We start from the raw sequence: 12,295 nt of genomic DNA, 5'->3' as shown, positions 1-12,295 counted from the left end.
ACCCTACACGGATCCCGCGGACTCAGACTTGGACACCCGAACCCCAGCTGGACGCCCCAGCTCAGGGCTGGGAACAAAATGAGGCACATCGGCAGCCGGGATGTGAACAGGGGCCTTGGTGCGCGGATGATAGGTTTGCCGGGCGGGACGATGGCGCAGCGAGAACGTGCCAAAGCGAGCCAGCCGCACGGATCCCCCCTGGGCCAGGCATTGGCTAATGCTGTCCAGCATAGCCTCCAGAGCAGCAGCAGCCATTTCCACGGTCAGGCCATCCACCTGCGCGGCCATCTGGCGGGCCAGCAAACGGCGAGTCAAATGAGGAGGAGAAGCCACCAACCGACCCTCTAGACAACAGAACACAGACAGGGGCTTAGAGCACCTCCAGTTCACTCTCGAAAAACCAATGTCGAGAGCGATCGGGAAACTCCAGAATGTAGCCGACACCGCTGCCATCGACCACACGCCGTGCCAGCACCACAGCCTCTTTGCCCACCAGAGCGCTGAGGTTTTCTTGTCCGCGATCCTGGACAGAGCGAACTTTGACCTTATTTCCAACCTTGATCGCCATAAAACCGCGAAGAGACTTACCACTCAAGATGGTACGGCAAAAGTCCCCTTGCCGAGCTCCTGCCGCACCTCTGCTGGGGTTGACCCCGATGGGATTGCTAGAATGGGGTCAGAGTGCCGTGCCCCAGGGAAGACTGCCTCCGTGATTGCCCTTTCCCTCAAACCCGCCCACTGCTCCTGGAGCGTTATCAGCTTTCCCTCCACCCTCTACACGCAGCCTGTCCTCGATCTCTTGATCTCAAAAGTCCCTCCTGCCTGGAGAGCGGAAATACGTTTGGGCCTACAGGAAGCAATCATCAATGCCGTCCGCCACGGCAACGGCCTCGACCCCAACAAGAAGGTGATCATCGAGTACGCCAGCTCGGAGCCCTTTTACCAATGGCTGGTGCGAGATCAAGGGCCCGGCTTTTGTCCCCAAGAGAAGCTCCACCGATGCCAACATAACATCTTGGAAACCGAAGAGTCGGGCCGAGGAATGCTGCTGCTCACCCAAATCTTCGACTTTGTGGAGTGGAATGAAACAGGCAACCAGGTCTACCTGGCCAAATACATCCACGCCAACTGCCGGGATCCCTGGATAGTCTGACCCTCAATACCACTCCCAAAACAGCTTGCCCATTTGGGTAATCTGGCAGCCCCGATCGGGGTAGGGAGCTTCAGAAACCGCTAGGGCTGTGGTGGCGAAGGCAAAGCGCGTGGATGACCAGCGGGATCCCTTAGCGCTCCGCGCCGCTGACGCGACCGGGTCGGGCAGCTCGCTTTCCAAGAGCAACCCCAGGGATCCATAGCCATAGCCCAAATTGCGGTGGGGCAGGGAAGCCACCAACTTGCGCCAGGCGCGATTTGCACTCAAGGGGGGATCCGCGAGGGCCGTCTCCAGAGCCCCCAAAGAAGAGGCCAGGTAGGAATAGCCTTTGCGATCGGCATGATACACCTGTGCCGGCAGCGGGATCCCTGGCAGCGTTAGCGCTCCGCGCCGCTGACGCGACTGGGGGAGAGCCTCTGCCGCCTGCAATGACGCGGATCCTCCTTTCCCACTGACTTCCAGCGGCTCGCCTGCCAACACAGGGATCTCCGGTCGATGGATAGAGCGGTAAGGACTCCGTCCCGCTGTCACGACCGGCGGGGGTTCTGACGGCAAGGACTCCGTCTCCCCCGCAGGAGTGGTCGGTTGGGCCCAGGCGGTGGCGGTGCCACGCTTCGTTGCCAGAGAGATTACCTGCCAGCCTTGGGCGCGTGCCCGCTCATCCAAGTCGAAATAAGGACTCCGTCCCGCTGTCGCGACCGACTCATCCGGCAGCTTACCGACCCACAGCCAGGCTGGATCCCCGTCGCCGGGCAAAAGGGCAAAGGCAAACTCTCCCCGTTCCGGCAACAGACGCTGCCAGTCCAGCGCCACCTGAGATTGCAAGCGCTGCAGCCACTGGCCGGGATCCACCCGCAACCCCAGGGGATTTAGGGGCTGGATCTGCCCCAGGCTCTGCCAAACTGAGACCAGATTCTCTCCGGAAATCAGCGCCAAGGTTTTATCCGGCAGATGTTGAAGGATCTGCGGGCGAAAGGCTTCTGCCGCCGGCAAGGAGAAGCCAGCGGGCGCATGCCAGAGGGCAGCACTTTCGGCCACCAAGCCGCGGAAGTTTACCCCCAACCCCAGCCCTACCGCCTGCAACGTCAGCCCATCTGAAGAAACCGCCTCTGGATTTTGCCAGAAGGCCCAACCCACATGCGCCTCCCGCAAGGGCTGGATGACCTGCTGAAACAGAGGCTGAGCCACCAGAGACAACTGCGGCAACTGCCAAGCATCGATTGCAGCCCGAATGGCAGCAGACTGCTCCGCCAACAACACGTATTGCTCGCCGAAAACGGCTGCCGAGAACCCCTGCAGGCCCGGAATCGGGCTAGACACCACCTGAATGCCCTTGTAAGTGTCTACCTGCACCGGCCTCCCGGCCAAGCTCTGCCGTTCCCACAACAGGTTCAGCTCAAATTGAGAGACTGCCGCATCCCGCGTTTCCAGGGCAACCAAGGTGCCCCACTCCGGCAAACTGGCCAAGAGGGTGCTCCTCCCCAGCCAGGGCCGCACCTCCCGCTCGAAATCAAGGGATCCCCCGGCCAGCATGGATCCCAGCCAGCCTGGGCCTTCAGGGGAGAAAAACTTTTGCCACTGCTGACGGGCAGCGCGTCGCTGGGGGGCAGGAGTTGCCGCTTGCCAAAACGCTTGCACCTCGTCCAGGGGAACAGCCAACACCAGCAGCGCTTGTGCGGAGCTGGGGGCAAAGCCCACAATGGGTGGCAGCTCCGGGTGGGCCAGCAACAAAGCTACCGGACTGCGGGTGAGCAGCCATACGACAACCCACACCACCATGGCGGCCAGAAGACCAAGCCCAATCAGGATCCCGCGCAAGAGTTGCCGTCGTCCCATATCTCAATCTCTGCACCGAGGGAGACATGGCGCGGACACCCAGGCCCTACTGCTCTGCACTGCTGGCATGAACAGGCCTAGTGAAGAAGCGCTGCCCTCAGTCCTGCATGATAAAACCTTACCATGGAACAGAGGCTAACCCTGGTGTGCCAGCTGGAGCCCACCGCTGAGCAGGCGGCCAAGTTTAGAGGCACCCCACAAGCCTTTGTGATCCGCACCACCATTCCAAACCAACGTGCAGATCAGCCCTGCCTTGACCAGCCCGGCAGCTATCTAGGCCCATCCGAAAGTCAAACCCATGTCAGAGTTTCAACTGGTTTCTCCCTATCAACCCACCGGAGATCAACCTAAGGCAATTGCCGGCTTGGTGAAGTCGATTTCAGAAGGCCATCGTTTCCAAACCTTGCTGGGGGCAACCGGAACCGGCAAAACGTTTACCATCGCCCATACCATTCAGCAGGTGGGCAGGCCCACCTTGGTGATGGCCCACAATAAGACGCTGGCGGCACAACTGTGCAATGAGCTACGAGAGCTGTTTCCCAATAATGCCGTCGAATACTTCATCAGCTATTACGACTATTACCAACCGGAAGCCTATGTTCCCAGCACCGATACTTACATCGCCAAATCTTCCTCTATCAACGATGAAATCGATATGCTGCGGCACTCGGCTACCCGCTCCTTGTTTGAACGGCGGGATGTGATTGTGGTGGCCTCGGTGAGCTGCATCTATGGTCTGGGCATGCCAGAAGAATACCTGAAGGCTTCCATCCCCTTCAAAGTCGGCCAGGAGATTAACCAACGGGATGTCCTGCGGGATCTGGCCAGCATCCAGTACGAGCGCAATGACCTGGAGCTGGTGCGGGGGCGATTTCGCCTCAAAGGGGATGTGCTGGAAATTGTGCCGGCGTATGAGGATCGGGTCATTCGCATCGAATTTTTTGGGGATGAGATCGAGGCCATTCGCTTAATCGACCCGGTTACAGGCGAGATTTTGAACAGCCTCAGCGCCCTCAGAGTTTATCCTGCTCGGCACTTTGTAACGCCGGAAGCACAATTGGAGCGGGCGATCCTCAATATCGAGCAAGAACTGGAAGAGCAACTGGCCTTCTTTCGCAAAGAAGGCAAGCTCCTGGAAGCTCAACGCCTAGAGCAGCGCACCCGCTACGACCTAGAAATGCTGCGAGAGGTGGGCTATTGCAACGGGATCGAAAACTACTCCAGACATTTAACAGGGCGCAAAGCAGGAGAGCCCCCCGCCTGCTTGGTGGATTATTTCAAGGCCGACGATTGGCTGCTGGTGGTGGATGAATCCCACGTGACCGTGCCCCAAATTCGCGGCATGTACAATGGCGACCGTGCCCGCAAGCAGGTGCTGGTAGATCATGGTTTTCGCCTGCCCAGCGCCCTCGACAATCGCCCCCTCAAAGCCGAAGAGTTTTGGGCCAAAGTTCATCAGTGCATCTTTGTTTCGGCTACTCCCGGCAACTGGGAACTGGAGCAGAGCGAGGCCCAATTTGAAACCCTGGTGGAAGATGGCAAGACCCTGAAGTTCTATGTGCCCGGCAGCGGTCGGGTTGTCGAACAGGTAATTCGGCCCACCGGCGTGGTGGATCCTGAGGTGCATGTGCGCCCCACGGCTGGGCAAGTGGACGATTTGCTGGGAGAAATTTATTTGCGATTGGAACGCTCTCGGCAGGGATCTGCCGAACGGGTGATCGTGACCACCCTCACCAAACGGATGGCAGAAGATCTCACAGAATATCTCCAGGAGCGAGGGATCCGAGTTCGCTATTTGCATTCCGAGATCACCTCGATTGAGCGAATTGAAATCTTACAAGATTTTCGAGAAGGGGCCTTTGACGTGTTGGTAGGAGTTAACTTGCTGCGGGAAGGGTTAGACCTGCCGGAAGTCTCCTTGGTGGCCATTTTGGATGCTGACAAAGAAGGGTTTTTGCGAGCAGAGCGCTCCCTGATTCAGATGATTGGGAGGGCAGCACGAAATGTCCGCGGTATGGTGGTGATGTACGCCGACACCATGACCGGCAGCATGGCCCGGGCCATTGCCGAAACCCAGCGTCGCCGCGAGATTCAATTGCAATACAACCGCCAACACAACATCGCGCCCAAGCCCATTGTCAAGAAAAACAGCAATGCCATCTTGTCTTTTTTGGCCATCTCCCGCAAACTCAGCAACCCAGATCTGGAAAAAGCCTTTCAAGCTGCGCAGGAGATTCCTCTCTCCGAGATTCCAGAGCTGATCGGCCAACTGGAACTGAAGATGAAAGAGGCCGCCAAAAACCTAGAATTTGAGGAAGCCGCCGAGCTGCGAGATAGAATCAAAAAGCTGCGTCAACGCCTTCTGGGCCATTCTCAGGGCACCTAAAATCCTTGCTCAGATCGGCCAAAATTGAGGTCGGCTTGTGCCACCATGAGCTTGCGGGGCAGCACCAGGGATCCCCAATTGATCGATAGGCGTTCGTACCAAACCGGCCATGCAGGACTCCGTCCCACTTAAGCGAGCAGCTCTTTGGGTTGGGCTGACGGTGGGGATAGGTCTCTGGCTCACCCCTGCCGTCGCCTCTGCCTCCTCAGGGATCCCCTTGGCTCAAGCCCTTGAATTTCGGGATCCCAACTTTTTCCTGGCCGATCCCCGACCCACACCGGCTGAAGCGCCAACTCCTGAGGGATCCCCTGCTCCGGCTCCCAGCCCAGTCGGGATCCCTTTGACCGGCCAAGAGGGCACAGAGGTGTTGGTCGGGAACATACCGGTGTTCCGCCTGCAGACGGCAGACTACCCCAGCGATGTGCGGGCCGACAACGTTCGGGCGATCATCGAGCGCTTTCTCGAAGAAGGGCAGTTGCCACAGCCAGAGGTACGGGTAGCCCAGGATGCCAATGGGCAATACATCTTACGCCTGGGGGAAAGAGGCCGCTTTGAGGCCACCCAACGGTATTTGTTTACCGTCACCTATGCCGATGCTGCCGCGGAGCGCAGGGTGGCACCGGGTCAGGTGAACCTGAATGACGTTCGTCTGGTGGCTAACAGTTGGGCGCGGCGGTTGGAGCAAGCGATTGCCGATTACCGCGAAGATCTGCTGGCTCTGCAGCGGGCCCAGGATCCGCGCGTGCTGGTTCTGACCCTTTTGGCAGGGATCGCCACCCTGGTGGTGGGGTTCTTTCTCTGGCGGCTGTTCGACCGCAGCCTAACCCGCTTGCAACGCTGGTTGGAGCTTAAGGCCGGAGAGGCCTGGGGCACCTGGATTGATGTGGGTGGGATGCTGCTGCGGGGCGTGGGGGCAATCCTCATCGCCGGCATCTCGCTGGATCGCGGCATCAGCTTCATACCTGCCCTGCGACCTTTTCAGCGCTCCTTTTACCTGGGCCTGGGTCGTGTGGTCGCCACGGCTCTGGGCGTTCTCACCCAGCCTCTGCCCAACTCCAGCGTTTCGATTGCCAGCTTGCTGGTCTTCCTCGTCCTCTCCATCTTGGTTTTCACCGGCGCCCACTACGTCAGTGTTGGCTTCAAGCAACGCTTTCTGGCACGCCTAGGGCTGGATCTGGGCACCCAAGAGTCTTCGGCGGCCATCTTCAAGTACATCCTGACCCTGTTCGGCATCCTTCTGGTCTTGCCCTTCAGCGGCCTTAATCTGGGCTCCTTGGCGGTTATTGCCGGGGCGGTGGGTTTGGGGATCGGCTTTGGTTTGCAAAACCTCTCCAACAACTACATCAGCTACATTGCCATTTTGCTGGAGCGCCCCATCCAAATCGGGGATCTGGTGGAAGTGGACAACCTGCTCGGCACAGTGGAGCGCATTGGCCCACGGGCTACCGTCTTGCGCACCCTGGATCGCATCTTTGTGATCGTGCCCAACTCCCGCTTTACCGAATCAAAGGTGGTGAACTGGAGCTACCGGGATCCCCGCTGTCGCATCCACATTCCGGTCGGCGTGGCCTACGGCTCCGATACCGCCTTGGTTACCGAAGCTCTGCTCAGCGCCGCCAGAGAAAATGCTCGGGTGTTGAGCAGCCCTGCCCCCCAAGTCTGGCTCAAGTCCTTTGGCCCTTCTGCACTTAACTTTGAGCTGCTGGTGTGGATCAACCGTCCTCAAGATCAGTTTGTCTTGATCAGCGAGCTAAACTTCCTAATCGAGGCTGAGTTTCGGCGACGTGGGATCCGCATCCCCTTCCCGCAACAAGATATTCATATCCGCAGCCTAGAGGGATTTGCCCCCCTCAGTCAAAATGGCGGATCCCCTTCTTTGCCCGATACCGACTCCATTCACTCTGCCCTCAAAGAAGCGGCTCAATCGCCGGAAGACCAAAATGGTGTTTCCTAAGCTATTGCCTGCCATTGACACCCTATCGACACCATGTTGCAGCGGTTAGATGAGGTACTGGGAAGCTTTGGCAGCCATCCCCGTTGGGCTGAACTGAAGCAAATGCAAACCCTGCGGCAGCTCTGGCCCGAACTCGTCGGAGAGGCCGTAGCCGCCCAAACCTATCCCCTCAGCGTGCGCCGACAGGTGCTGCAAGTGGCCACCTCTACCCCGGCCTGGGCGCAAAATTTAACCTTGCAACGTCAGCTCATTCTCAAGAAACTCAACAGCCGCATCCAACCTCCCCTCAGCGATATCCGCTTCAGCCCTGGTGCCTGGCACGAGGGATCCAGCCAAGCCACCCCCCACCCTGATGCGGAGCTGAGCAGCAAGTTTTATGGCGCTCCCCGCCTAGCAGACCAAGATGGACAACGCCCTGGATCCTGTCGCAGCCCCAATCCAAAACAGCCCACCTCCGACCCGAAAGTGGCTTTCGAGCGCTGGGCCAGAGTGGTGAAGCAACAACAAACCCAGGAGAACCTGTTCCCTTGCCCCGCCTGCCGCTGTCCTACCCCTGCCGCCGAATTGGAGCGTTGGTTTGTCTGTGGGTTCTGCCATCGACAATCCTTGCGCCCGCCCAGCTAACTCAGGAAACTCGAATTACGGTTGCTTCAAATGGCAATCAAACGATTCGTCAGGTCGATCCCCAACTTCTTTCTTCCTCTGAGAGAGGTTGTGGATGGTTACGGCAGCGGCAAGGAGCGCTTGGGAAGCGTCTCAACCCAGTTTGAAATGCAACTGCGAACCCTTAATCGTTCATAGCCCGATAGGTGGCCACCGAAGACGGCGATACACGGTTTAAATAGCGAAAGATCCAATACTTAAAAAGCGTATCTAGGAAAACCGGAAAAGTAGCAATAAAGCCGTAGATAAAATCGCGGTTCTCCGGTACCCCCAAATGGGCAGCCAAATTACCCAGCAGCACCTCCCAACCGTGGGGAGAGTGATAACCGACAAACACATCGGTAAAGAGAATAATAATGAAAGCCTTGGCACTATCGCTGAGACCGTAGATCAGACGATCCAAAAAAGACTTGAGGACTTCGATTTCCTCACGCCCAACAAAGATAAGCCAGCCAAACACCAGCAGCGAAAGCAAATCAGCAAGGATATTCTTCAAGCCTTCCGAGTTCCTACGGCTATATTTTTTCAGCAGTTCCTCTGCCTTCATGGACAGTTGATCTGCTGATTCCAGATCCCACTCTGGAGATTGATGGTGCAAAGCTCGCTCAAATTCCATTCTTTCCTTGAAAAACTCGAACTCTGTCAGGGCTTTTTCTTGAAATTCGTGGCTCAGAGCCACAATGGCAGGCTCCCGTTGTTGCAAGTGATCTACCAATGGCCCAAACAGAAAGTTTTTCGAGAGGATCTGGGTGAGCAGAGGCAAAATGGCCAACAACAACAGAAAACGAATCGATACCAGTGTGCGAGTGCGAGCCTCGCGATACTCTTGGATCAGTTCCTCTTCGGCCTGGGAACTCAGCTCACGGCGGATTTGGCTGGCTGTGCGCAGAATAGAACGGGGCAGAATCGCAGCTTTGGAAGCGACCGGGGCAGCGCCATTGCCGGAGCCTGCCTTGACAGAGACATTAGAAGAACTGGGTTGGGTTGAGGTAGGTTGTTCTGGCCGTTCGAGAGGCTCAGGTGAAGTGGAAATTGAAGCAGAGATGGGCTGGGATTTTCTGGTCGGGCGTTTGTATCGAGAAGTCACCTGATCGATAAACTGCAGTTTCTCCAAGATGGAAAGATCTCGTCTTTGGCGACCATTCTCGGAGTTTTCGCTGCTGCTTTCAGAAACATTGGCCTCAGCGGCATGGAGTTGTTGAGCTTTATCTTGGGCAGAAGTAGGGCCGCTGCCATTTTGCTCGGGATCCGGCAGGCGAGAAAAGGCGCTGCTGGCTCTGAACTCTGCCAAACGCAGATCGATCTGGCGCAGCTGCCGGCGCAGTTGAATCTGAAAGTAGCGGCTGACATTCTGGCCGTGTTGCCCATTGCTGCCAATGGACCCTCCCTGGAAGTATTGATCCTCAATGGCTTTAATGCGCAGGGCAGCCTCATAAGCTTGGTCGAGGGAGCGCAGGGGGGTATTCGAGATCCATTGGCCCAGCCTGCTCAATACGGATTCTCCCATTGCTCGTTCCCGTGGCACTCCCCATGGGGGCCGATCCACACATTACAGTGATCCGATTGACTAATTATTGTAACGAGTCCTGGGTGCCTAGGCGGGAATCCCAACGGTGGAGAAGTACTTGCAGAGACTGGCCCTGCCTCGACAGAAGTACAGACCGGCACCTTTGGGTCAGAGCAAACTTCAGTATCCCTTAAAGCGCTTGAGGGCAAAGCCACAGATCTGCAGCAGCCGCAGCCCCTCTCGCACATGGTGAATGTTGGAGCGACCATAGGTTCTGGGGAAATAGCGCACGGGGATATCCAGGATCTTCAGGGTGCGCTTGGCGGATCCCAGCAACAGGTCAAAATCTCCAAACGGGTCGAAATCCCCCCACTCTTGGCACAGCTTGGCAATCTGCTGGTAATCCTCCCGCCACAGGGCCTTGGTGCCACAGAGGGAATCTTTGATGCGGATGCCGAGAATGTAGGAGAGGAGAGCGGCAAAAAAACGATTGGCCCATTGGTTTAGCCGAGGCATTGCCTCTGGTTTCAGGGGATAGATAAGGCGACAACCATTGGCAAAATCACATCGCCCGGAAGCCACAGCCCGGAAAAACTTGGGCATGTCCTCTGCCTGTACCGTCAAATCGGCATCGAGGATGATCAACACATCCCCTGTAGCGGCGGCTAGCCCCTTGCGCACCGCATCCCCCTTGCCCTTGCCCTCCTGCCGTAGAGCCCGGATATTGCGGATCCCTTGGTATTCCGCCTGTACCCGCTGGATCTCGGCCCAAGTCCCGTCGCTGGAATGCCCCTCCACAAAAATGATCTCGGTGCGGGATCCCATCTCGGGCAAATGTTCCACGCAGCGGCGGATGTTGCCCGCTTCATTCCGAGCCGGAATCACCACGGTGCAGGAAGGCTGCTGCTCAGGGGGGGGATCCCAGGCAGGGTCGGGCTGCAGGCGAGCGATCGTGTACTCTGTCAGGCAGAGGGCGTTGATCCCGGGCAATGGGGCAATCACCCGGTTGATCACAGTCGAAAGGAACGGGATCCGCCGCGGCAACAACAGCCGCTTGCCCTGCTGAATGACCTCGTATCCTGCCAAGTGCAGCAGGTTGGCCACATCGGCTGCCGATAACCAGTTGGCTGCCGGCAGAGGCATCCGTTGCTTCAGAGCGGTTGCCAAGCCCAGAATCGGCTCCCAGAGCGGGTTGTGGTGGGAGAGGATCAGGCGGGTGCGTGGGGTACAGAAGCGGCGCAACTGCTGGAGAACCTGCTGGATGTCGGCCAGGTAGCCCAGGGTATTGACGAGCAAGATCACATCAAAAGGCTCCGCCAAGACGGGATCCCCTTTGTCCAGCGTGTGGGCATCTTGCACCCGGAAATGGAGATGGGGAAACTCTGCCTGAGCTTGGGCAACAATGTCCGCATCCCGGTCGATCCCCACCCCGAAGCTGGGCTGCAAGGCATTGAGCAGGGATCCCGTGCCGGAACCAATCTCCAAGATGCGCAAACCGGCAGGGACAAAAAAGCGATGCAGCCGCTCCAGATCCTCGTGGTAGTAGCGGTTTTTTTGCCGCCAGTAATACAAGGGGTGGGTCAACGCTGGCAAGGGATCCCTGGGGTATCGCTGGATAGTCTTCGATCATAAGGTGTGATCGTTTGCAATAACGGCTTCAAGCACCTTAGATCTCAATCTGTTGGTCACCCAACCCAGCTGGATCCCCGACAACAGGGGCGAAGCCCTCCAGCGATTGCGTACCGCAGCCACATCTTGCCACCCCAGTCTCTCCCCACCCAGCGATAGCAGTACAGGGAAAAGGGAAGCATTGGCGGGCAAGTGCCAACGAGCGGGGATCTCAGCGACGACGCACTTTATCCCTTTGGCTGACAAAGATGATGGCGCCAAAGAGAGCCCCCAGCACAACTGCACCAGCCACCAAGCTCCAGAGGAAGTTAGCAAGTGAGGGAGTCATAAAAGCGTTTCCTCCTCGTGCAAATAACCGTTGCCCAACAGCTTTCCGATTATACCGAGCCCTGTCACCCTTCCAAAGCCTGCCTTTGTCCCTGCCGGGCGCTGTCATTTGGTAGTTTGGTATTCCAGGGGCACCTCCTCTAGGGTTTGGCTCTTGCCGGCAAAGGGGTTATCCGGCGTTAAGAACAGCATACAGTGACATTCCTTTCGCTCCCGCATGGGTACACAGGGGCAATTCCAATAGCCTGCTTTTGCTTCTGCCTCTTTGTCTTCATAAAAACGACAGGGACACAGCGGGGCGCCCAATTGCTCTTTGTGCAGAGCCAAGCCTTCGATCACCGCCGTCGTAATTGATGGATCCGAGCAGAAAAAGGTCTCGGAGCGTTTGGCGTAGGTTTCTGCGAAATGCCGCATCAACTCAAAGCTCTTCTGTGAGGACTTTTTGTAACCACGACTTTCCATGACGATTCCCAAAAGTGGAACTAACCGGCTGTTGCTAGCAATGGGGTTCACAGCTTTTTCCGACGACGCCTCCCGAAGCCAGTACAGACGTGTAGGGGGCCGGGATTCTATTAACTCCACAGATAACTCCACAGACCTCCCACAACGTCGAGAAAAGCTGTATCTCGCTCTTCGTTGTACAGCAGACCTCTAGGCAGGACAAAAGATTATGCCCTTGCTGTTACACAAGGCAACATCTAGGGGCCGTAGCAAGAGCCAGCCTTGGCGTACTCTACAGAATACCTTGACATCCTCCCCGGCCTGAAGGCTGGAGATTCCTACCACGCTGCGCATGGATGGCTCCTTGCGCAGTCGTCTCGGCGGGTTCCTGCTTCCGAC

12 protein-coding genes are annotated in these 12,295 nt (G+C 57.4%); 4 read left to right on the top strand and 8 right to left on the bottom strand.

The genetic code is table 11. The annotated features are described in order from the left end of the window. Positions 1–3: 3 nt before the first annotated feature. Together ACVWZJ_RS03470 and petP are read right to left on the bottom strand one after the other, a co-directional pair. Positions 4–333: an HU family DNA-binding protein gene (locus tag ACVWZJ_RS03470; RefSeq protein WP_238376891.1), complete on the bottom strand. Its 330-nt coding sequence runs from the start codon at positions 331–333 to the stop codon at positions 4–6. 37 nt (positions 334–370) lie between these two features. Continuing rightward, the gene (gene petP / locus ACVWZJ_RS03465; protein WP_041436278.1) at positions 371–568 is read right to left on the bottom strand and encodes a cytochrome b6f subunit PetP; all 198 of its coding nucleotides are present in this window, start codon (positions 566–568) and stop codon (positions 371–373) included. Between the two features lie 141 nt (positions 569–709). On the opposite strand from petP, the gene ACVWZJ_RS03460 reads away from it, so the two are divergent. Further along, the gene (locus ACVWZJ_RS03460; protein WP_011432443.1) at positions 710–1,153 is read left to right on the top strand and encodes an ATP-binding protein; all 444 of its coding nucleotides are present in this window, start codon (positions 710–712) and stop codon (positions 1,151–1,153) included. Between the two features lie 3 nt (positions 1,154–1,156). Here ACVWZJ_RS03460 and ACVWZJ_RS03455 read toward each other — a convergent pair whose 3' ends face one another. Next, positions 1,157–2,989: a DUF3352 domain-containing protein gene (locus ACVWZJ_RS03455; protein WP_457394627.1), complete on the bottom strand. Its 1,833-nt coding sequence runs from the start codon at positions 2,987–2,989 to the stop codon at positions 1,157–1,159. A gap of 298 nt (positions 2,990–3,287) precedes the next feature. Between ACVWZJ_RS03455 and uvrB the strand changes: the two genes are divergently transcribed. After that, the gene (gene uvrB / locus ACVWZJ_RS03450) at positions 3,288–5,375 is read left to right on the top strand and encodes an excinuclease ABC subunit UvrB (RefSeq protein WP_457394624.1); all 2,088 of its coding nucleotides are present in this window, start codon (positions 3,288–3,290) and stop codon (positions 5,373–5,375) included. On the opposite strand, the gene ACVWZJ_RS03445 is transcribed toward uvrB, so the two are convergent. After that, on the bottom strand, positions 5,372–5,503 hold the full coding sequence (locus ACVWZJ_RS03445) for a hypothetical protein (protein ID WP_414343450.1): 132 nt from the start codon (positions 5,501–5,503) through the stop codon (positions 5,372–5,374). The two genes, uvrB and ACVWZJ_RS03445, sit on opposite strands and share 4 nt — an antisense overlap. Between ACVWZJ_RS03445 and ACVWZJ_RS03440 the strand changes: the two genes are divergently transcribed. Both ACVWZJ_RS03440 and ACVWZJ_RS03435 read left to right on the top strand, forming a co-directional pair. Then, positions 5,485–7,329: a mechanosensitive ion channel family protein gene (locus tag ACVWZJ_RS03440; protein WP_457394621.1), complete on the top strand. Its 1,845-nt coding sequence runs from the start codon at positions 5,485–5,487 to the stop codon at positions 7,327–7,329. The two genes, ACVWZJ_RS03445 and ACVWZJ_RS03440, sit on opposite strands and share 19 nt — an antisense overlap. A gap of 33 nt (positions 7,330–7,362) precedes the next feature. After that, complete coding sequence (locus ACVWZJ_RS03435) at positions 7,363–7,953, top strand: DUF721 domain-containing protein (protein ID WP_011432447.1); 591 nt, start codon at positions 7,363–7,365, stop codon at positions 7,951–7,953. 163 nt (positions 7,954–8,116) lie between these two features. Here ACVWZJ_RS03435 and pxcA read toward each other — a convergent pair whose 3' ends face one another. The 4 genes from pxcA to ACVWZJ_RS03415 form a co-directional block, all read right to left on the bottom strand. Then, positions 8,117–9,499 carry a proton extrusion protein PcxA gene (gene pxcA / locus ACVWZJ_RS03430; RefSeq protein WP_011432448.1) on the bottom strand — a complete coding sequence of 461 codons (1,383 nt, stop codon included), beginning with the start codon at positions 9,497–9,499 and terminating at the stop codon, positions 8,117–8,119. Between the two features lie 180 nt (positions 9,500–9,679). Further along, the gene (locus tag ACVWZJ_RS03425) at positions 9,680–11,083 is read right to left on the bottom strand and encodes a glycosyltransferase (protein ID WP_011432449.1); all 1,404 of its coding nucleotides are present in this window, start codon (positions 11,081–11,083) and stop codon (positions 9,680–9,682) included. A gap of 256 nt (positions 11,084–11,339) precedes the next feature. Next, positions 11,340–11,456: a photosystem II reaction center X protein gene (locus ACVWZJ_RS03420; protein WP_011432450.1), complete on the bottom strand. Its 117-nt coding sequence runs from the start codon at positions 11,454–11,456 to the stop codon at positions 11,340–11,342. A gap of 104 nt (positions 11,457–11,560) precedes the next feature. Next, a complete protein-coding gene (locus ACVWZJ_RS03415; RefSeq protein WP_011432451.1) occupies positions 11,561–11,917 on the bottom strand; it encodes a ferredoxin-thioredoxin reductase catalytic domain-containing protein in 357 nt (118 codons plus the stop codon). Between the last annotated feature and the right edge of the window lie 378 nt (positions 11,918–12,295).

This window comes from Thermostichus sp. OS-CIW-29 (assembly GCF_054058195.1).
Note: the sequence above shows the minus strand (reverse complement) of the source record. Positions and strands in the feature narration are given on the sequence as shown.

Bases quoted from the DNA above. Each gene is read 5' to 3' on its own strand.
- petP (WP_041436278.1), bottom strand. From the start codon at position 568: ATGGCGATCAAGGTTGGAAATAAGGTCAAAGTTCGCTCTGTCCAGGAT.
- ACVWZJ_RS03455 (WP_457394627.1), bottom strand. From the start codon at position 2,989: ATGGGACGACGGCAACTCTTGCGCGGGATCCTGATTGGGCTTGGTCTT.
- uvrB (WP_457394624.1), top strand. From the start codon at position 3,288: ATGTCAGAGTTTCAACTGGTTTCTCCCTATCAACCCACCGGAGATCAA.
- ACVWZJ_RS03440 (WP_457394621.1), top strand. From the start codon at position 5,485: ATGCAGGACTCCGTCCCACTTAAGCGAGCAGCTCTTTGGGTTGGGCTG.
- ACVWZJ_RS03435 (WP_011432447.1), top strand. From the start codon at position 7,363: ATGTTGCAGCGGTTAGATGAGGTACTGGGAAGCTTTGGCAGCCATCCC.
- pxcA (WP_011432448.1), bottom strand. From the start codon at position 9,499: ATGGGAGAATCCGTATTGAGCAGGCTGGGCCAATGGATCTCGAATACC.
- ACVWZJ_RS03420 (WP_011432450.1), bottom strand. From the start codon at position 11,456: ATGACTCCCTCACTTGCTAACTTCCTCTGGAGCTTGGTGGCTGGTGCA.
- ACVWZJ_RS03415 (WP_011432451.1), bottom strand. From the start codon at position 11,917: ATGGAAAGTCGTGGTTACAAAAAGTCCTCACAGAAGAGCTTTGAGTTG.